Raw genomic sequence first — 19,501 nt, 5'->3', positions numbered from 1 at the left:
GCCCGGAGAGTCCGCCTCTCCGGGCACCGCCCGCTCCGGGGTCAGATCACCCCGGGTCGTTCAGCACGTTCCCGCACGTTGCGTCACTTGACGGCGACACCGGTCCAAGCGGCCTCGACGCCCTTGACCTCCGCGCTGCCGGCCTTGTACAGGTCGGTGGCGGCCTTCACGGTCGCCTCACGGGCGGCCTTGTAGTCCGTGTTGGAGGTCATGTACTCGGTCAGGGCCTTGAACCAGATCTTCTCGGCCTTGTCCCGGCCGATGCCCTCGACCTTCTTGCCGTCCGCCGTCGGGCTGTCGTACTTGACGCCACCGATCTCCTTCGCGCCGCTGCCCTCGGACAGCAGGTAGAAGAAGTGGTTGGCGACACCCGAGGAGTAGTGCGGGTCGAGGTCACCGGTCTTGGAGTCCCAGTTGTCCTGCGACTGACCGTCCTTGGACGGCTTGTCCATGTAGCGCAGCGGCTTGCCGTCACCGTTGATGTCGATCTTCTCGCCGATGAGGTAGTCGCCCGGGTCCTTCTCGCTCTTGGCGAAGAACTCGGCCGACGTGCCGAAGATGTCCGAGGTGCCCTCGTTCAGGCCGCCGGACTCACCGCTGTAGGTGAGGTTGGCGGTGGCGGAGGTGACACCGTGCGACATCTCGTGCGCCGCGACGTCGAGCGCGGTGAGCGGCTTCTTGTCGCCCTCGCCGTCGCCGTACGTCATGCAGAAGCAGCTGTCGTCCCAGAAGGCGTTGACGTAGCTCTTGCCGTAGTGGACGCGGGACGAGGCACCCTTGCCGTCACCCTTGATGCCGCTGCGGCCGTGCACCTTCTTGTAGTAGTCCCAGGTCACGGCCGCGCCGTAGTGCGCGTCCACGGCCGCGGTCTGCGGGTCGTCCGGCTTGCCGGTGCCCCACTTGTCGTCCTCGTCGGTGAAGGCCTTGCCGTCACCGGACTCGCTGTTCTCGAGGTTGGTGGTCTTGTGGTCACCGCGGTCCTTGTCGGTCAGCGTGTAGCCGCTGCCCGACTTGGTGGTGCCCAGCTCGACGCTGCCGCTGTACTCGCTCTCGCCCTTGCCGGTACGGATCTCGTCGTACTGGAACAGCTTCTTGCCGCTGTTGGCGTCGGTGATGACGTGCATCCGGCTCGGGGTGCCGTCCTTCTTGACGCCGTTGACGACGGTGTCGTAGGCGAGGACGGGCGTGCCGGAGGCGGCCCAGACGACCTTCTTGGGCGCCTGCGCGTCGGCCTTCTTCGCGCTGAGCGACTTCACCGCGGTGCCCTGAGCCGACTTCGCGGCGGCGGTCGGGGCGATCTTGGCCGTGGTCGAGGCCACCTTGACCGACTTCTCGGTCGACTTGGTGGTGCTCTTGACCGCGCCGCCCTTGGCGGTGTGCACGATCAGGTCGCCGCCCAGCACCGGCAGGCCGTCGTAGGTGCGGTCGTAGCGGGTGTGCGTGGTGCCGTCAGCGTCCTTGATGACGTCCTTGACGACCAGCTTCTCCTGTGCGCCCAGGCCCAGTTCCTTGGCGGTCTGCGCCTTGGTCGCGCTCGCGTCGCGCAGCAGTTCCGCGCGGTGCGAGGCGGTGAGCTTGAGGGGCGAACCGTCCGCGGTGGGGGTCTGGGCGGGGGAGGCGCCGGCGGTACCAGCGGTGATGCCGGCGGCCACGAGGGCCGCGACGGCGAACGAGGTACCGACGACACGGGTCTTACGGGATATGCGGGGGGTCACGCGTGCTCCTTCAACTTTGCCAAGTGGTGGGGGTGCAAAGCGATGCGGGTGTGACGTGCGTTCGGAGAGACTGCCATTCGAACGCGTGCATGTCAGGAGGGTGTAAAGGGATTGGCCGAAAAATGTCCGTGGAGAGGTGACCGCCGTTCGCATAACGGAGCTGGGCGCCGCCCCCTGTCATCAGGGGACGACGCCCAACGCGCTTTCCTTGTACCTGAGTTGATCGATGGCGTGATCTGTGGCCCGGCTATGTCACACCGAGGTGACGGCTGAGTGGCGCTCTCCGGTCAGAACGTCAGCTTCCAGCCGTTGATGTAGCCGGTGTCCTGGGAGTAGACGTCCTGGACCCGCAGCTTCCAGGTCCCGCTCGCCTTCTCCGAGGAGGCGTTGACGGTGTACGTGGTCTTCACGTCGGCCGCCGAGTCGAACGCGCTGGCGTTCTTCAGCCGGTAGGCCGTGCCGTCCGGGGCGATCAGGTCGACGACCAGGTCACCGCGGTAGGTGTGCACGATGTCCACCCCGACCTTGAGTGTGCTCGGGGCGTTGCCGCTGCGGCCGACGGTGATCGGCGAGGTGACCGCCGCGCCCGCGTCCGGGATCTGCACATCGGCGGCGTTCTCGAAGACATTGCCGCCACCGGCCGGGTTGACCGTCCAGGTGAAGTCGGCGGTACCGGTCTTCTTCGCGGCGTCGGTGACCGTCACCTTCACCGTGCTGGTGCCGGCCGTGGTCGGCGTACCGGAGATCAGACCGGTGGTCGCGTTGAGCGACAGCCCGGCGGGCAGCCCGGTCGCCGCGTACGAGAGCGCGCCCGCGGTGCCGCTGGTCGCCTTGATCTGCAGGCTCGCGGCCTGGCCGACGGTGCCGGTCTGGTTGCCCGGGTTGGTGACGGTGACCCCGCCGCCGTCCGGGACGCGGGCGCCGACGTTCACCGCCGCCCAGGTGTTGGCGACCGTGTTGTACGAGGCGCTGCCCTCGCCGAACAGGTCGGCGGCGGCCTTGAGGGTGGCGGTGCGGGCGGCCGCGTAGTTGGTGTTGGCGCTCATGTACTGGCTGAGTGCCTTGAACCAGACCTTCTCGGCGTTGGCCCGGCCGATGCCCGGGACCGGCAGGTTGTCGAAGGTCGGGCTGTCGTAGTGGACGCCGCCGATGTCCTTCGGGCCGCTGCCCTCGGACAACAGGTAGAAGAAGTGGTTGGCGACACCGGACGAGTAGTGCACGTCCTTGTTGCCGACATTGCTCGACCAGTAGTCGGCCGACGCCCCGTCCTTGGACGGCTTGTCCATGTAGCGCAGCGGGGTGCCGTCGCCATTGATGTCGATCTTCTCGCCGATGAGGTAGTCACCGGGGTCGGAGGAGTTGTTGGCGTAGAACTCCACCGCCGTACCGAAGATGTCGGAGGTCGCCTCGTTGAGGCCGCCGGACTCACCGCTGTAGGTGAGGTCGGCGGTGGCCGCGGTGACACCGTGCGACATCTCGTGGCCGGCCACGTCGATGGCGGTCAGCGGGGCGGCGTTGCCGCTGCCGTCGCCGTACGTCATGCAGAAGCAGCCGTCGTCCCAGAAGGCGTTGACGTAGCTGTTGCCGTAGTGGACCCGGGAGTAGGCGCCGACGCCGTCACCCTTGATGCCGCTGCGCCCGTGCACGTTCTTGTAGTAGTCCCAGGTCTCCTGGGCGCCGTAGGCCGCGTCCACACCGGCCGTCTGGGCGTTCTGCGGGGTGCCGTCGCCCCAGGTGTCGTCGGCGTCGGTGAAGAGCGAACCGGTGCCGGACGAGCCGTGCTTGAGGTCATAGGTCCTGTGGTTGCCGCGGGTGGCGTCGGTCATCGAGAAGTTCGGTGCCGACCCCGAGGTCCCGATGGTGACCTTGCCGCTGTACTCGCTGTTGCCGGTGCCGGTCTTGATGCCCTGGTACTCGAAGATCTTGGCGCCGGTCGTGGCGTCCGTGATGACGTGCAGCTGGCTGGGCGTGCCGTCGTCCTGCAGCCCGCCGATCACCGTCTCGTAGGCGAGCAGCGGCTTGCCGTCGGCGACCCAGACCACCTTGCGCGGTGCCTTCGCGGCCTCGGTCTTCTTCGAGCCGAGCGCCTGCGCCGCCTTGACGGCCTTCGCCTCGGCCGTGGCGGGCCGCACCTTCGCGGTGGTGCTCGCGACCTTCAGCTGGGAGCGGACGGCCTTGGTGACGCCCTTGAGCTTGCCGGCCTTGCTCTCGTGCACCACGAGGTCGCCGCCGAGGACGGGCAGCCCTTCGTAGGTCCGCTCGTAGCGGGTGTGCACGGTGCCGTCGACGTCCTTCGAGACGTCCTTGACGACCAGCTTCTCCTTCGCGCCGAGCTTCAGCTGCCGCGCGGTCTCGGCGGTGGTGGCGCCGGCTGCCCGTATCAGCTCCGCACGCTGGGACGGGGACAGCTTGGCCGGCAGGGCGCCGGGATCGGGGGTGGCATGCGTGCTGCCCGGCCGCGGGGCGGCCGCCGTGCCGGTACCGGCCTGAACACCGACGGCCAGCATCGCCGTGACGGCGACGAGCGCGCCGGTCGCGACGGCGCGTCCATGGGGGGTGCGTCTCACACTGACTCCTTCTGCGGTGGCCGCCGTCTGACGCTGCGGCCGGAGGGGGACCGGGCGGCGAAGCGGCCGTCCGGGCAGAGCGAGGCAGAACTCTTGGAGCGTGTGGGGGGAGACGTACGGGAGGTGCTGGGTGTGCGCGTGAAACGGGTGGTGCGGATGGAGCCTCCGGCCGCAGGGAGTTGGTGCTGTGGGGGTCCGTGCGGCGGTTGCGGGGAAGAGTCCCACCACCGGTGGCTTGTTGTCAGGCTCCGTTCAACTAATTGGCCGGAAACCGTCCGTTGCCCGAAATCCGTGTCCGGAAGCCGGACGGCCCGTGATCGGCGACGCAGGCCGCCCCCGCCCCTTCTTCCCACCGGAAACCGTCGGACGGCAGTTGACGGCCGTCCGGATCGCGGCCCTGTACGGCGGGGGCCCGGGGCGCTCCGGCCCGGGCCCGCCCGGACGCCGGACTCCCCGCGGCAGACGGGACTTTGCACGCCTTGGCTGCGCCAGGAGCGCCACAGGGGGGCACCGGCTCCGTTCGCCGCCACCAGGGAGCCATGGGGGCCGAGTTCGGTCAGTCGGCCCCGTCCTGCCCCACGCTGTCCCGCCACGCCTGATGGAGCTGTGCGAACCGGCCCCCGGCGGCGATGAGTTCGTCCGGCGGGCCGTCCTCGACGATGCGGCCGCCGGCCATCACCAGGACCCGGTCGGCGATGGTGACGGTCGAGAGGCGGTGGGCGATCACCAGCGCCGTACGGCCCTCCAGGACGGTGTCCATGGCGCGCTGCACCGCCCGCTCGCCGGGTATGTCCAGGGAGCTGGTGGCCTCGTCGAGGAGGAGTACGGCCGGGTCGGCGAGCAATGCCCGTGCGAAGCCCACGAGTTGGCGCTGCCCTGCGGAGATGCGGCCGCCGCGCTTGCGGACGTCGGTGTCGTAGCCGTCCGGCAGCGCGGCGATGAAGTCATGGGCGCCGATGGCCTTCGCGGCGCGTTCGATCTCGGCGCGAGTGGCGTCCGGGCGGCCGAGGGCGATGTTGTCGGCGACCGTGCCGGAGAACAGGAACGCTTCCTGGGTGACCATGATGACGGCACGGCGCAGCGCGGTCGTGGACAGCTCGCGCAGATCGACCCCGTCGAGCAGCACCTGTCCCTCGGTGGGGTCGTAGAAGCGGGCCAGGAGCTTGGCCAGGGTGGACTTGCCGGCGCCGGTGGCGCCCACCACGGCCACGGTCGTCCCGGCTTCGAGCGTCAGCCCGAAGCGGGGCAGCACCTCGCCGCCGGTGCGGTAGGCGAAGCGGACGTCGCGGAAGGTGACCTCGCGCCCCGGCCGGCCGGCGGCGACGGGCGGCAGCGCGGCGGACACGGCGGGCTCCGGGACGCCGGGGCGCCGGGCGAGCAGTCCGGCGATCTTCTGGAGGGAAGCGGCCGCGGACTCATAGGAGTTGAGGAACATCGCGAGCCGGTCGATGGGGTCGTACAGCCGGCGCAGATAGAGCACCGCGGCGGCGAGGACACCGAGCGCCAGACCTCCCGTGGCCACGCGGTAGGCACCCCACAGCACGAGCGCGGCGACCGCGGTGTTGGCCACCACTCGGGAGGCGACGACATAGCGCGCCATCTCCAGGAGGCCGTCGCCGTTGAGCCGCTGGTGGCGGTGGTTCAGCCGGGCGAAGACGGCGTCGTTGGGGCGCTCGCGGCGGAACGCCTGCACCGGGCGGATGCCGTTGAGGGTCTCGGTGAACTTCACGATGACGGCCGCCGTCGCCGTGGACTTCGCGCTGTAGACGCGGTGCGAACGGTGCCGGAAGGAGCGCACGAGGAGGGCCAGCGGCCCGGCGGAGACCAGGGCGGCGGTGCCCAGGCCCGGGTCCAGCCAGAGCAGGGTCACGGAGATGTAGACCGTCGACAGAAGGGTCGTGATCAGCTCCTGGAGGCCCTCTTCGAGGAGTTCGCGCAGCGACTCGACGTCCGTGGTGGCCCGGGAGATCAGCCGGCCGGACGTATAGCGCTCGTGGAAGTCCCGGCTCAGCGCCTGACCGTGCCGGAAGATCCGGCCGCGCAGGTCGAGCAGTACGTCCTGGCTGACCCGCGCGGACACTTCGATGAAGCCGAACTGCAGCCCGCCGGACGCCACCGCGCACAGCACCGCCGCCACCGCCACCGCGAGCAGCGGCCCGTGGTCGCCGGCCCGCAGCGCCGGCACCGCGCGGTCCAGCGCGAACGCCACCAGCAGCGGTCCGGCCTGCACGGCGGCCTGCTGGAGCAGCAGCAGGACGGCCACCAGCCCGACCCGGCGCCGGTGCGGGGCCAGCAGGGAGGCCAGCAGGGAACGCGCGGCCCCGGGGGCGGCCGGCGCGTCATCGGCGAGCGCGTCGGGGGTGAGGTCCTCGGGCTCCGGGGGCGGCGGCGCGGGCTGCTTCCGGGGGCCGGGGCGCTCCTCGGGACCGGGGCGCTCCTCGGGGCCGTCGGACGGGCGGCCGGCCGTGGTGGTGGTCATCGGGCGGCCTCTTCCTCGCCGGACATCAGGGTGGCGTACTCGGGGGCGTCCCGGAGGAGTTGGTGGTGGGTGCCGACGGCGGTGATCCGGCCGCCGGACAGCAGCGCCACCCGGTCGGCCAGCAGGACCGTGGACGGCCGGTGGGCGACGACCAGGGCGGTGGTGGTCGCCAGGACCTGGCGCAGCGCCGCCTCCACCAGCGCCTCGGTGTGCACATCGAGGGCGGACAGCGGATCGTCGAGGATCAGGAAGCGCGGCCGGCCGACCACCGCACGGGCCAGCGCGAGCCGTTGCCGCTGCCCGCCGGACAGGCTCAGGCCCTGCTCGCCGACCTGGGTGGCGCCGCCCTCGGGCAGCGCGTCGACGAAGCCGTCGGCCTGCGCCACCTCCAGTGCCCGCCGGAGCTCGACCTCCCCGGCGTCCTCGCCGCCCATCAGGACGTTCTCCGCGGCGGTCGCCGAGAACAGCGTGGGCTCCTCGAAGGCCACCGCGACCAGCGCCCGGACCTCCTCCCGGCGGAGGGTCGCCAGATCCCGTCCGTCGAGGGTGATCCGGCCCGCGGTGGGGTCGTACAGCCGCGGAACCAGCGCCGTGAGCGTGGTCTTGCCGCTGCCCGTCGCCCCGACCAGCGCCATCGTCTCGCCGGGCCGGATGTGCAGGGTGATGTCCCGGAGCAGGGGAGGGGAGTTGGGTGGTGCGTCCGGGTAGCGGAACCGGACGCCGGAGAAGACCAGTCCGCCCGTGGGCGTGGGCGTGGGCGTGGGCGCGTCGGGGGCGGGTGCCTTCGGGGGCGCCACGGCTCCGGCCGGCGTGTCCGCGGCCGTCGTGTTCCCGCCCGCCGCCTCCCGGTCCGGCTCCGCCGGGACCGGTTCGTCCAGCACCTCGAAGTAGCGGTCGGTGGCCGTCGCCGCCTCGTTGCTCATGGCCAGCAGGAAGCCGATCGACTCCACCGGCCAGCGCAGCGCCAGGGCGGTGGACAGGAAGCCGACGAGGGTGCCCGCGGACAGTGCGCCGTCGGCCACCTGGAGGGTGCCGAGCACCAGCGCGGCGCCGATCGCCAGCTCCGGCAGGGTGGTGATGCTCCCCCAGATCCACGCCAGCAGCCGCGCCTTGCGGAGCTCGGACGCACGGAGCGCCCGGGTCAGCCTCCGGAACGCGTCGGCCTGACTGCGGTGGCGGCCGAAGCCCTTGATGATGCGGATGCCGAGGACCGACTCCTCGACCACCGTCGTCAGATCGCCGAGCTGGTCCTGCGTCCGGCGCGCCGCCCGCCCGTACTTCGCCTCGAAGACCGAGCACAGCACGATCAGCGGCGGCACCGGCGCCAGCAGCACCAGTCCCAGCGACCACCGCTGGGCCAGCAGCAGCCCCGCGCCCACCAGGATCGTGACGCCGTTGATCAGCAGGAAGGTCAGCGGGAAGGCGAGGAACAGCCGCACCAGCTGGAGATCGGTCGTGCCGCGCGACAGCAGCTGGCCCGACGGCCAGCGGTCATGGAAGGACACCGGCAGGCGCTGCACATGGTGGTACAGCGCCTCGCGCATCGCCGCCTCGACCCCGGCCAGCGGACGCGCCACCAGCCACCGCCGCAGCCCGAACAGCAGCGCCTCCGCGAGCCCGAGCAGCAGGAGAAGCCCGCCGCCCCGCCACGCCCCGCCCGGATCGCGCGCCGCCACGGGCCCGTCCACCAGCCACTTGAGCACCAGCGGAATGACCAGGCTGACGCACGAGGCGAGCACCCCCACGAACGCGGCGGTGAACATCCGCGCCCGCACCGGCCGGGCGAACGGCCACAGCCGGAGCAGCGAGCGCACGGCGGAGCGCCGGGGCAACTCGGGTAACCGGGATAAGTCGCTTCGGCCGGGAGGGTGCGTCGTCTGCGCGGTATCTGCCATCACTCGCGAGCGTAAGGCGCGGCACTGACAACGCTCATCCGGGTTTCCGCCGGCGGGCCCGCCCCCGCGCCCCCGCCCGTATGCCTCAGCCCGGCACCGCCCGGAACAACAGCACCGACCTCCCGGCCACGGTGACCGGTGCGTCCGCCGCGTACGGCGGTTCCGCCGCGTCCGGCTGCTCCTCCCGCACGGTGTCGACGAGGAGTTCGTACCGCTGCGCCCAGGGCGCTCCGGGGAGGGTGAAGGGTCGCGGCCGGGCGTCGGCGTGGAGCACCGCGAGGAAGCTCTCGTCGGTGATCCGGATGCCCCGGGCGTCGCGCTGGGAGATGTCGTTCCCGGAGAGGTACATGCCCAGCGTGGCCCCCGGGGTGTACCAGTCCTGTTCGGTCATCTCCGTGCCGTCCGCGGTGAACCACGCGAGGTCGCGCAGACCGCCCTGCCCGTGCGGCCGGCCGGAGAAGAACGCCCGGCGGCGCAGGACGGGGTGGGCGCGGCGCAGCGCGATGAGACGGGCCGCGAGACCGGCCAGCGGGCGCCACTCCGGATCGTCCAGCAGCGACCAGTCGACCCAACTGGTCGCGTTGTCCTGGCAGTAGGCGTTGTTGTTGCCGTGCTGGGTGCGCCCCATCTCGTCGCCGGCCACCAGCATCGGCACGCCGGTCGACAGCAGCAGGGTGGTCAGCAGGTTGCGCAGCTGGCGGCGGCGCAGCGCGGTGACCGCCCGGTCATGGGTCTCGCCCTCGGCGCCGCAGTTCCAGGACCGGTTGTCGTGGGTGCCGTCGCGGTTGCCCTCGCCGTTGTCCGCGTTGCGCTTGTGCTCGTAGGTGACCAGGTCGCGCAGGGTGAAGCCGTCGTGGGCGGTGATGAAGTTGACCGAGGCGTACGGGCGGCGGCCGCCCCAGGCGTAGAGGTCGCTCGATCCGGAGAGCCGGTAGCCCAGATCGCGGACATCGTGCTGGGCGCCGCGCCAGAAGTCCCGGACGGTGTCGCGGTAGCGGTCGTTCCACTCCGTCCACAACGGCGGGAAGGCGCCGACCTGATAGCCGCCGTTGCCCACGTCCCAGGGCTCGGCGATCAGCTTGACCCGGCGCAGCACCGGGTCCTGGGCGATCACCGCGAGGAACGGGGAGAGCATGTCGACGTCGTGCAGGGAGCGGGCCAGCGCGGCCGCCAGATCGAAGCGGAAGCCGTCCACGCCCATCTCGGTGACCCAGTAGCGCAGCGAATCGGTGATCAGCCGCAGCACATGGGGCTGGACGACGTGCAGGGTGTTGCCGCAGCCGGTGTAGTCGGCATACCGGCGGGCGTCGGCCGCCAGGCGGTAGTAGCCGCGGTTGTCGATGCCCCGGAGGGAGAGCGTCGGGCCCAGTTCGCCGGCCTCCGCGGTGTGGTTGTAGACGACGTCGAGGATCACCTCGATCCCGGCGTCGTGCAGCGCCCGCACCATCCGCTTGAATTCGCCGACCTGTTGCCCCCGGGTACCGGTCGCGGCGTATCCGGCGTGTGGCGCGAAGTAGCCGATGGAGTTGTAGCCCCAGTAGTTGCGCAGCCCCCGGCGCACCAGGTGGTCCTCGTGCGCGAACTGGTGGACGGGCAGCAGTTCGACGGCGGTGACCCCGAGCCGGACGAGGTGCTCCAGCGCGGCGGGGTGCGCCAGCCCGGCGTAGGTGCCGCGCAGCCGCTCCGGGATGCCGGGGTGGCGCATCGTGAAACCGCGTACGTGCAGTTCGTAGAGGACCGAATCCGGCCAGGGCGTCTTGGGCCGGCGGTCGTCCCGCCATTCGTCGGCCGCGCCCTCCTCCCCGGTGTCGTCGCCGACCACGACGCCCTTCGGGACGTACGGCGCCGAGTCCCGGTCGTCCCGTACGGTGTCGGCGCTCTGCTGCTGCGGCCAGTCGCGGACGTGCCCGTAGAGCTGGGCGGGCAGCGCGGCCCCGGAGCCGGACGTCTCCGCCCGCGCGGCGAAGTCGCCGTCCACGGCCCTGGCGTACGGGTCGAGCAGCAGCTTCGCCGGATTCCAGCGGGCGCCGGACCAGGGGTCCCAGCGGCCGTGCACCCGGTAGCCGTAGCGCTGCCCGGGGCGGACACCGGGCAGGAAGCCGTGCCAGATCTCATGGGTGAGCTCGGTCAGCGCATGGCGCGTCTCGCGCTCCGCGTCGTCGAAGAGACACAGCTCCACGGCCTCGGCGCCGCCCGCCCAGAGGGCGAAGTTGGTACCGGCGAGACCATCGGGGCCGGTGCGGTACCGGGCCCCGAGGGGCGTGGGGCTGCCGGGACGGATGTCCGCAGGTGGGGCGAGTGGTTCGTCCGCCACTGCCTCCTGCTCGGGTGCGCTCGACACGTGCCCGCCTCCTGCGGCTCATGGCTCGGTCGGGCGGTGGGTCCCGGCAGCGGGGACCTCCCAGCGTGCGCTGGGGTCCGGCCGTGCAGGTGTCCGCCCTCCCCGTTGTTCTTCCCGCAACCGGGCGTTGCCTCACGCTTCCCGCGGGAGGCTCCGGGCGCTGCCCCTTCCGCCGGTGACATTCCGTTACGCGACATACCTCCCAAGTAGGGCATCATCCAGCACAATGCGGTATATGACCGCCCATCAGCAGGAACGTGCAGGGGACCGAGCCACGCGCCGCGGCGGCGCCCGGGTACGGGACCGGCTGCCGGGCCCCTCCCCGGCCCGCCGCAGCCGCGTCGCGCTCCTGGTGCTGGCCGGGCTCACCGGGGCGGTGGCGCTGGCCGGCTGCGGGGATCCGGAGACCTTCGTCGGCGGCGGACCGCGCTCCCCGGAAGGGACGATCGGCGTCGTCCCGGACGACGGCGCACACGGCGTACGGGCGGACCGGCGCTTCGAGGTCCGGGTCCCGGCGGGGCGGCTGGAGCGGGTCGCGGTCAGCCGGACCGGTTCCGCCGGCCGGCGGCCCGTCGCCGGGCGGATCTCACCGGACGGCATGGTCTGGCGGCCCGCGTCCGGCCGCCTCCAGCTCGGCGCGAGGTACACCGTCGACGCGGTGGCGCTGGACGGCGCGGGCCACCGCATCGCCCGCCACACCACCTTCACCACCGCCGCCCCCGTCCACCGCTTCGTCGGCCACTTCTCCCCGCAGCGCGACGCCACCGTCGGCACCGGCCTGATCTTCTCGATGGTCTTCAGCCGCCCGATCGCCGACCGCGCCGCCGTCGAACGCGCCGTCCGGGTCGCCGCCCGCCCCGGCGTCGAGGTCGCCGCCCACTGGTTCGGCCGCCGGCGCCTGGACTTCCGGCCCCGGGACCGCTGGCGGCCGGGCACCCAGATCACCGTGCAGCTGCGGCTGCGCGGGGTGAAGGGCGCGCCGAACGCCTATGGGACCCAGCACCGCACCGTCCGCTACCGGGTGGCCCGGGACCAGGTCAGCACCATCGACGCCGCCCGGCACACCCTGACCGTGCGGCGCAACGGCCGGGTCGTGGCGGTGCTGCCGGTCACCGCGGGCGACGCCGAGAACCCCACGTACAACGGGCGGATGGTGATCCTGGAGCGCGATTCGATGACACGGATGGACGGCGACACGGTCGGCTTCGGCGGCGAGTACGACATCCCGGACGTGCCGCACGCCATGCGCCTCACCAGGTCGGGCACGTTCCTCCACGGCAACTACTGGGCGCCGCCGGAGGTCTTCGGCGGTGTCAACACCAGCCATGGCTGCGTCGGGCTCAAGGACATCAGGGGCGGCGGCCCGAACACCCCGGCCGGCTGGTTCTTCGGCCAGTCGATGGTCGGCGACACCATCGTGGTGCAGAACTCCCCGGAGCGCACGGTCGCGCCGGACAACGGCCTCGGTGGCTGGAACATGCCGTGGGGGTTGTGGCGGGCCGGGTCCGCGCTGCGCTGAACCGGCTCCCGTCCGCCGGGACAAGTACCCCGCACCACCCCCGCACTTGGGACTGAACAGTGACATTCAGGGGGAGTTCACTGTCACCGCGGTGTGGTTATCTAACGGCAAGCGCGCGGCTGCCCGCATCCGCGTGCGGGGGACCGCGGGCCGTGCGAGGGGAAAAGGGGCCAGTCGTGAACGTCCAGCCGAATTCGGGGGTGCCGGCCCGCCGGCGTCGGTGGCCGCACGGTGGCGGGGGCCCGCTCGCCGTGCTGCTCGCCGCCACGCTGCTGTTGGTGGCGGGGTGTGGCGGCGATGACGCTGACGGGAAGAAGGGCGGCAAGGCGGCCGGGGACAAGGGTCCCTCGCAGGCCGCCGTGACGATAGCGCCCAAGGACGGCGCGGACGGCGTGGCCACCAGCGGCGCGCTGAAGGTGACCGCCCAGAAGGGCAAGCTCACATCCGTCAAGGTCAAGGACGGCAAGGGCAATGCGGTCGACGGGAAGATATCGGGCGACGGCGCGGTGTGGAAGCCGAGCGGCCATCTGGGCGCCTCGACGAAGTACACCGTCGACGCGATAGCGGTGGACCGTCAGGGCCGGGCGGCAGCCGAGCACTCCGGCTTCACCACCCTCGTCCCCAAGAACACCTTCATCGGCCAGTACAGCCCGGAGAACGGCCAGAAGGTCGGCGTCGGGATGCCGGTCTCGATCCGCTTCACCCGCGGCATCACGCACCCGAAGGCCGTTGAGGACGCCATCAAGGTCAGCGCCGAGCCCTCGGTCCCGGTCGAGGGCCACTGGTTCGGCAACGACCGGCTCGACTTCCGCCCCGAGAAGTACTGGGCGCCCGGCACCAAGGTCACCCTGGAGCTGGACCTCAACGGCGTCGAGGGCCGGCCCGGTGTCTACGGGACCCAGGCCAAGAAGGTCTCGTTCACCATCGGCCGCAGCCAGGTCAGCACGGTCGACGCCAAGTCCAAGCAGATGACCGTGGTCCGCGACGGGAAGAAGATCAAGACCATCCCGATCACCGCGGGAGCCCCGGGCACCGAGACGTACAACGGCAAGATGGTCATCAGCGAGAAGCACCTCGTGACGCGGATGAACGGGGACACCGTCGGCTTCGGCGGGGAGTACGACATCAAGGACGTACCGCACGCGATGCGGCTGAGCACGTCCGGCACCTTCATCCACGGCAACTACTGGTCGGGCCGCGCGGCCTTCGGCACCCGGAACGCCAGCCACGGCTGTGTGGGCCTGTTCGACCAGCGCGGCGGCGGTGACGGGTCCACCCCGGCGGCGTGGTTCTTCCGCAACTCCGTCATCGGCGATGTGGTCGTCGTCAAGAACTCCCATGACGAAACGATCCAGCCGGACAACGGCTTCAGCGACTGGAACCTCTCCTGGGAGAAGTGGAAGGCCGACCAGTAGGCCACCCCGTGGGAGCCGGCGCGCAGGACGGCCGGAAGGCGACCGGGCCCGCTGCACTGTGACCGAGTGCACCGGGCCCGACGTCGTTAACGCGTACTAACCTTCCGGCATGACTGTGAATTTCGAGGTCGCCGACGGCGTCGGCACCATCCGCCTGGACCGTCCGCCGATGAACGCGCTCGACATCGCCACCCAGGACCGGCTGCGTGAGCTGGCCGAGGAGGCCACCCGCCGCGACGACGTCCGCGCCCTGGTCATCTGGGGCGGCGAGAAGGTGTTCGCGGCCGGTGCGGACATCAAGGAAATGCAGGTCATGGACCATGCGGCGATGGTCGTACGGTCCAAGGCGCTGCAGGACTCGTTCACCGCCGTGGCCCGCATTCCCAAGCCGGTGGTCGCCGCGATCACCGGCTATGCGCTGGGCGGCGGCTGCGAACTGGCGCTCTGCGCCGACGTCCGGATCGCGGCCGACAACGCCAAGCTCGGTCAGCCGGAGATCCTGCTCGGGCTCATCCCGGGCGCCGGCGGCACCCAGCGGCTGGCGCGGCTGGTGGGCCCGTCCAAGGCCAAGGACCTGATCTTCACCGGCCGTCAGGTGAAGGCCGACGAGGCGCTCACCCTCGGTCTGGTCGACCGGGTGGTGCCGGCCGCCGAGGTCTACGAGCAGGCGCACGCCTGGGCGGCGCGGCTGGCGGCCGGTCCGGCGCTGGCGCTGCGGGCCGCGAAGGAATCCGTCGACGCGGGCCTGGAGACGGACATCGACACCGGCCTCACCGTCGAACGCAACTGGTTCGCCGGGCTGTTCGCGACCGAGGACCGGGAGACCGGCATGCGCAGCTTCGTCGAGGACGGTCCGGGCAAGGCCAAGTTCCGCTGAAACGACTGGTGTTGACGGGGCATCTGAGGTTTGGCCGGGACGTGCTGCCCCTTGTGGGGGAATGCGGGAAAACTTAATTGTGCCTTAAGGCAACCTTGTTGAGGTCTTCCGCCGGTCCGCCGGAGGCCGGGCGTCATCGCAGGTCAGCGGGTGCGACCCGGAACCTTAACTGCCGTTGGCATATGTCTCGGCGCGGGGAGGGAACCGACGATTCCGGACAGCGGATTCCGTCGGTTCCACCCCCGTGACCGTCAAGTAGCAGCCATGATGGGGGGCATGGCGGGCCTCGAAGGAATGGAGCAGCCGCGGCCGCGGAGCGATCCGGCCGCCGCGCGATGGGGCGTCCCCGACGAGGAGCGGGAGCCGGCGCCGGCTCCCCGCAGACCGCTGTCCGCCGCGCCCGAACCGGGCGGCGAGCCGGCCCTCGGCGAGGTCCGGCTCCCCTCGCGCCCCCAGTCCGCCGGGATCGCCCGCCGGCTGACCGCCGCCGTCCTCCTCAAGCAGTGGTGCCTGACGCCGCAGCTCGCCGAGCAGGCCGTCCTGCTCGTCTCCGAACTCGTCGGCAACGCCGTACGGCACACCGGGGCCCGCACCTTCGGGCTGCGGATGCTCCGCCGCCGTGGCTGGGTCCGCATCGAGGTGCGCGACCCGTCCCGCGGTCTGCCGTGTCTGATGCCGGTGCAGGCGATGGACCTCAGCGGCCGCGGGCTCTTCCTCGTCGACATGCTCTCCGAACGCTGGGGCGTGGATCTGCTCCCCCGTGGCAAGACCACCTGGTTCGAGATGCGGATCGCCGACCGCTGAGCGCCGGGACCGCGGTCCGGCCGGGACCGCGGGCCCGCGACAGGCGCCGGGCCCCGGCGGTGCTCCGCCCGCGCGGTGACCATCCGTAGGATGGGTTGTTCATGCTCGCGCCAGGTACGGAGAGGGAAGGACATGCACCATGTGCGCCGGTCGGCCGCGCTGACGCTGCTGCTCCTCCTCACCATCGCCTTCGGCCCGCTGCTCTGCCGGACCGGCGGCGACGAGGCCTGGCTCGCGGGCCGGGCGGCAACCGCCACCGCGGCCTGGCGGACGGCTGACGTGACACCGGCCGCCACCCCGGACACCACGGGCCCGGCGGACCGGACCACCACCGGGCGGCCGGCCACCGCACACGGCGCCCCGCGGCTCGACTCCGCCGCACCCCTCGCCGTCGCCCAGGCCCCCAAGCGCTGCCAGGGCCGTCATGCGCCCGCGCCCGACGAATCCGCCCCGCTGCCCGCACCGCACCGCGGTGAACCGCTCGCCCCCGCCACCACCGGCGCCGGGCCGCTCACCATGGACCTGCCCGCGCAGTGCGCACTCGCCCGGCCGCCGACGGACAGCGCGTCCGTCACCGACCCCACCGCGCTCCTCCCCGTACTGCGGATATAGGCCGCTCCCCGACGCACCCGGCCTGAATTCCCCCCCGTACGTCTGGAGCTTCCGCATGCCCGTTTCCGCTTCCCCCACCCGCAAACTGGCCGCCATCGGCGCGGTCATCGCCCTCGTCGTCGCCGTGATCGCCATCGCCGTCGCCGTCGGGGCGTCCGTCGAGGGCGACCGCGACACCGGCCGCGGCGACAGCCCGGAGGCCGCCGCCTCCGCCGGTCCCGAGGAGGACCCCGCACAGCAGAAGATGTTCGACGACCTCGCCAAGCGCACCAGCCGCCGCGCGGACGGGGACCCGCTGGCCATCGGCAAGAAGGACGCCCCGGTGGTCCTGGTCGAATACGCCGACTACCAGTGCTCGTTCTGCGGTCGCTTCACCCGCGAGACCCAGCCCGACCTGATCAAGAAGTACGTCGACGCGGGCACCCTGCGCATCGAGTTCCGCAACTTCACCGTCTTCGGCGCGCACTCCGAGCGGGCCGCCCGCGCCTCCTGGGCCGCCGGACAGCAGGGCAAGTTCTGGCAGATGCACGACGAGCTGTACGCCAAGACCCGTAAGGGCGCGGCGCTCGCCGAGGACAAGCTCGTCGACCTGGCCCGCAGCAGCGGTGTGCCCGACCTCGACAAGTTCCGTGCGGACCTGAAGAGCGACGACGCCGAGCGGGCGCTGAAGAAGGACCAGGACGAGGGCTACCAGCTCGGTGTGCAGTCCACCCCGTCCTTCCTGGTCAACGGCCGGCCGGTGGCCGGGGCCCAGCCCTACGAGGTCTTCGCGCAGGCCGTCGAGCAGGCCGCCGAGAAGGCCGGGCACGGGGCGGGGGCCAAGGGAGGCGGCAAGTGAACGACATCGGCTACCTCGCGGCGTTCCTGGGCGGTGCGCTCGCCCTGCTCAGCCCGTGCAGCGCACTGCTGCTGCCGGCGTTCTTCGCGTACTCGCTGTCCACCCCCGGCCGGCTGGTGGCCCGTACCGGCGTGTTCTATCTGGGACTGGCCACCACGCTGGTGCCGCTCGGCGCGGCCAGTACGGCGGCCAGCCGGCTGTTCAACGGCCACCGCGATCTGCTGATCGCGGTCGGCGGCTGGGTCGTCATCGCGATGGGTCTCGCCCAGATCCTCGGCCTGGGCTTCGCCTCCCGCCGTGCCCAGGCCGCCGCCGCCCGGATCACCCCGCGCTCGGCCGTCTCCACATTCCTGCTCGGCTGTGTCTACGGCCTGGCCGGCTTCTGCGCGGGCCCGATTCTGGGCGCGGTGCTGACGGTGACGGCGGTCAGCGGCTCACCGGTGTACGGCGCCTCGATGCTGGCCGTGTACGCGCTGGGCATGGCGCTGCCGCTGTTCGTGCTGGCGCTGCTGTGGGACCGCTGCAAGCTCGGCACCCGGGGCTGGCTGCGGGGTCGCGAATTCACCCTCGGCAAGCTGCGGTTGCACACCACCTCGCTGCTGTCCGGGGTGTTCTTCATCGGTATCGGCGTGCTGTTCCTGCGCTTCAACGGAACCAGTGCGCTGCCCGGAATCCTCGACGCGGACTCCGAGTTCCGTGCCGAGGAGTGGGCGACCCGGCTGGGCAACGGCGTCCCCGACGCGGTGCTGATCGCGGTGGCCGCACTGGTCGTCGCCGGGGTGCTGGCCCGGTTCGCGCTACGGCCGGAGAAGAAGCGGGAGGACGGGGCGGAGTAGCGGGCGGCGGCGGGGCGGGACCCGCGGGGCGGGGGACGGACAAAGCCTCACCTGCCGGTCCTTCCGCGCCCCCGTCCGCCCCGCCGCCCGTGCCCCGTTCCCCGCGCCCCGGGCTCACCGTCCCGGGGCGCTCCCGGCCTCACAGCCACACGTTGTCGTTGACCGAGCCCAGGCCCGTGCCGGACAGCCGCCGGTGGAGGGCCAGCGCCTGATCCTCGGTCAGCGAGGCGACATGGTCCGCGGCGGCCCGCAGCCGGTCGCCGTGCAGCGCCAGCTCCTCGGCGCGGTCCGGCGGCAGCAGCTCGGGCGCGTCATGGCTCCAGCGCAGCAGCTCGCTCACCACCCGCCGCTTGCCGTGCTGCTGGGTGGCCAGCGCCGGGCGGTCGATGACATAGCACCACACCAGCTCCTTGAGCAGATCACAGGCGGCCCGCCGCTCCGGCGGGATCACCAGCCGCGCCCCGTAACGGATCGCCGCGGCGCCGCCCACCTCCAGCTCGATGCCACGGGTGAAGTACGAGATCAGGTCGGCGGTGCGGCGGTTGACCGCCACCGCGTCCTCGTGACTGCCGCTGTACGGGGCGGGTACCGCCAGCCGCTTGCCGATGTCCTCCATCATCACCAGCGCGGCCGCCCGGTCGAAGGCCTCGCCCGCCCGCGCCCGCTTGGCCTGCACATAGTCCAGGAAGCGGCGGGTCTCCCGCTCGGTGTCGCCGCCCGCGGCACCGTCCGGCGGGAACAGCGCGGCCAGCGGGATCAGGCCCGTGCGGTAGAAGTCCTCCACGTCATGGCAGGCGTAGGTGACATCGTCCGCCCAGTCCATGACCTGCTCCTCGACCGGTACGGCGGTGTCCGTACGGCCGGCCCGCACCCAGGAGAACGCTTCCCGGTCGGCGACGTACACGCCCCACTTCACATGCCGCGCCGGGTCCTGGTCGACGGGCGCCCGCTCCCACGGGTACTTCGTGGCGGCGTCCAGACAGGCGCGGGTCAGATGGAGCCCGCGATGCCCCGGGTATTTGTGGGCGGCGAGGAAGGTCAGCACCCGCAGGGTCTGGGCATTGCCCTCGAAGCTGTCCAGCACGCCGTCCGCGAAGTGCAGTTCGTCCATCGTGGCGCGCAGCGCCAGCTCACCCGCGTGTCCGAAGGGCGGATGGCCGATGTCATGAGCCATGCACGCCGCCTCGACGAGTGCCGGATTCGGCCCGCCGTACTGCCGCTCCAGCCGCTCCGCCATCCGCCGGCCGAGCTGCGCCACCTTCATCGAGTGCGTCAGCCGGGTGTGATACGCGCCCAGTTCGGCGCTCGCCACCACCTGGCTCTTGCCGGCCAGCGCCCGCCACTGCGTCGAGTACAGGATCCGGTCGACGTCATGCTCGAACCCGGACCGCTGCCCGTCGTCGGGCACCCGTCGCCGCAGGGAGTGCTGCTCTAGATCCTCATCGCTGTATCTGGCAGGTCGCATGCGCGGATGGTAGTCCTGCCGCGCCCGCCGGGGCCCGTCGCGGGCGCTCGGGCCCGCGCGACCAGGCGTTCCGGCGTCACGGCCAGGGACCTGTGCGACCAGGCGTTCCGGTGTCCGCCCGGGGACCTGCGCCGCCGC

General features: G+C 71.9%; 13 protein-coding genes. 7 read left to right on the top strand and 6 right to left on the bottom strand.

What is annotated here, in order from left to right; all coding sequences use genetic code 11:
• Window positions 1–83 precede the first annotated feature (83 nt).
• The 5 genes from ACFW5B_RS18235 to glgX all read right to left on the bottom strand — a co-directional run bounded on the left by ACFW5B_RS18235 (window position 84) and on the right by glgX (window position 10,997).
• Entirely contained in the window at window positions 84–1,715 is a 1,632-nt protein-coding gene (locus ACFW5B_RS18235) for a M4 family metallopeptidase (protein ID WP_386440079.1), read from the bottom strand.
• A 287-nt stretch (window positions 1,716–2,002) separates the two neighbouring features.
• Window positions 2,003–4,282 (bottom strand): M4 family metallopeptidase, encoded by a 2,280-nt coding sequence (locus ACFW5B_RS18230; RefSeq protein ID WP_386440077.1) that lies wholly within the window; start codon window positions 4,280–4,282, stop codon window positions 2,003–2,005.
• 556 nt (window positions 4,283–4,838) lie between these two features.
• On the bottom strand, window positions 4,839–6,761 hold the full coding sequence (locus ACFW5B_RS18225; RefSeq protein ID WP_386440076.1) for an ABC transporter ATP-binding protein: 1,923 nt from the start codon (window positions 6,759–6,761) through the stop codon (window positions 4,839–4,841).
• A complete protein-coding gene (locus tag ACFW5B_RS18220; RefSeq protein ID WP_386440074.1) occupies window positions 6,758–8,656 on the bottom strand; it encodes an ABC transporter ATP-binding protein in 1,899 nt (632 codons plus the stop codon). Before ACFW5B_RS18220 ends, ACFW5B_RS18225 begins: the two co-directional genes overlap by 4 nt.
• A gap of 85 nt (window positions 8,657–8,741) precedes the next feature.
• Complete coding sequence (glgX, locus tag ACFW5B_RS18215) at window positions 8,742–10,997, bottom strand: glycogen debranching protein GlgX (protein ID WP_386440072.1); 2,256 nt, start codon at window positions 10,995–10,997, stop codon at window positions 8,742–8,744.
• Between the two features lie 235 nt (window positions 10,998–11,232).
• Here glgX and ACFW5B_RS18210 point away from each other — a divergent pair, with 235 nt between their 5' ends.
• The 7 genes from ACFW5B_RS18210 (at window position 11,233) to ACFW5B_RS18180 (ending at window position 17,898) form a co-directional block, all read left to right on the top strand.
• Window positions 11,233–12,516: an Ig-like domain-containing protein gene (locus ACFW5B_RS18210; RefSeq protein WP_386440070.1), complete on the top strand. Its 1,284-nt coding sequence runs from the start codon at window positions 11,233–11,235 to the stop codon at window positions 12,514–12,516.
• A 176-nt stretch (window positions 12,517–12,692) separates the two neighbouring features.
• A complete protein-coding gene (locus ACFW5B_RS18205) occupies window positions 12,693–13,931 on the top strand; it encodes an Ig-like domain-containing protein (protein ID WP_386440068.1) in 1,239 nt (412 codons plus the stop codon).
• A gap of 109 nt (window positions 13,932–14,040) precedes the next feature.
• Complete coding sequence (locus ACFW5B_RS18200; RefSeq protein ID WP_386440066.1) at window positions 14,041–14,808, top strand: enoyl-CoA hydratase/isomerase family protein; 768 nt, start codon at window positions 14,041–14,043, stop codon at window positions 14,806–14,808.
• A gap of 264 nt (window positions 14,809–15,072) precedes the next feature.
• The gene (locus ACFW5B_RS18195; RefSeq protein ID WP_386440064.1) at window positions 15,073–15,612 is read left to right on the top strand and encodes an ATP-binding protein; all 540 of its coding nucleotides are present in this window, start codon (window positions 15,073–15,075) and stop codon (window positions 15,610–15,612) included.
• A gap of 132 nt (window positions 15,613–15,744) precedes the next feature.
• Entirely contained in the window at window positions 15,745–16,224 is a 480-nt protein-coding gene (locus tag ACFW5B_RS18190) for a hypothetical protein (RefSeq protein ID WP_386440062.1), read from the top strand.
• A gap of 55 nt (window positions 16,225–16,279) precedes the next feature.
• Complete coding sequence (locus ACFW5B_RS18185) at window positions 16,280–17,062, top strand: DsbA family protein (protein ID WP_386440060.1); 783 nt, start codon at window positions 16,280–16,282, stop codon at window positions 17,060–17,062.
• Complete coding sequence (locus ACFW5B_RS18180; RefSeq protein ID WP_386440058.1) at window positions 17,059–17,898, top strand: cytochrome c biogenesis CcdA family protein; 840 nt, start codon at window positions 17,059–17,061, stop codon at window positions 17,896–17,898. Before ACFW5B_RS18185 ends, ACFW5B_RS18180 begins: the two co-directional genes overlap by 4 nt.
• Window positions 17,899–18,037: 139 nt before the next feature.
• Here the strand turns inward: ACFW5B_RS18180 and dgt are convergent, their stop codons facing one another.
• Window positions 18,038–19,363, bottom strand: coding sequence for a dGTP triphosphohydrolase (dgt, locus tag ACFW5B_RS18175; protein WP_386440056.1), 1,326 nt, complete (start codon window positions 19,361–19,363; stop codon window positions 18,038–18,040).
• Window positions 19,364–19,501 lie beyond the last annotated feature (138 nt).

This window comes from Streptomyces sp. NPDC058773 (assembly GCF_042746015.1).
GTDB lineage: Bacteria > Actinomycetota > Actinomycetes > Streptomycetales > Streptomycetaceae > Streptomyces.
Note: the sequence above shows the minus strand (reverse complement) of the source record. Positions and strands in the feature narration are given on the sequence as shown.

Bases quoted from the DNA above. Each gene is read 5' to 3' on its own strand.
- ACFW5B_RS18200 (WP_386440066.1), top strand. From the start codon at position 14,041: ATGACTGTGAATTTCGAGGTCGCCGACGGCGTCGGCACCATCCGCCTG.
- ACFW5B_RS18210 (WP_386440070.1), top strand. From the start codon at position 11,233: ATGACCGCCCATCAGCAGGAACGTGCAGGGGACCGAGCCACGCGCCGC.
- ACFW5B_RS18195 (WP_386440064.1), top strand. From the start codon at position 15,073: ATGATGGGGGGCATGGCGGGCCTCGAAGGAATGGAGCAGCCGCGGCCG.
- ACFW5B_RS18220 (WP_386440074.1), bottom strand. From the start codon at position 8,656: ATGGCAGATACCGCGCAGACGACGCACCCTCCCGGCCGAAGCGACTTA.
- ACFW5B_RS18185 (WP_386440060.1), top strand. From the start codon at position 16,280: ATGCCCGTTTCCGCTTCCCCCACCCGCAAACTGGCCGCCATCGGCGCG.
- ACFW5B_RS18225 (WP_386440076.1), bottom strand. From the start codon at position 6,761: ATGACCACCACCACGGCCGGCCGCCCGTCCGACGGCCCCGAGGAGCGC.
- dgt (WP_386440056.1), bottom strand. From the start codon at position 19,363: ATGCGACCTGCCAGATACAGCGATGAGGATCTAGAGCAGCACTCCCTG.
- ACFW5B_RS18190 (WP_386440062.1), top strand. From the start codon at position 15,745: ATGCACCATGTGCGCCGGTCGGCCGCGCTGACGCTGCTGCTCCTCCTC.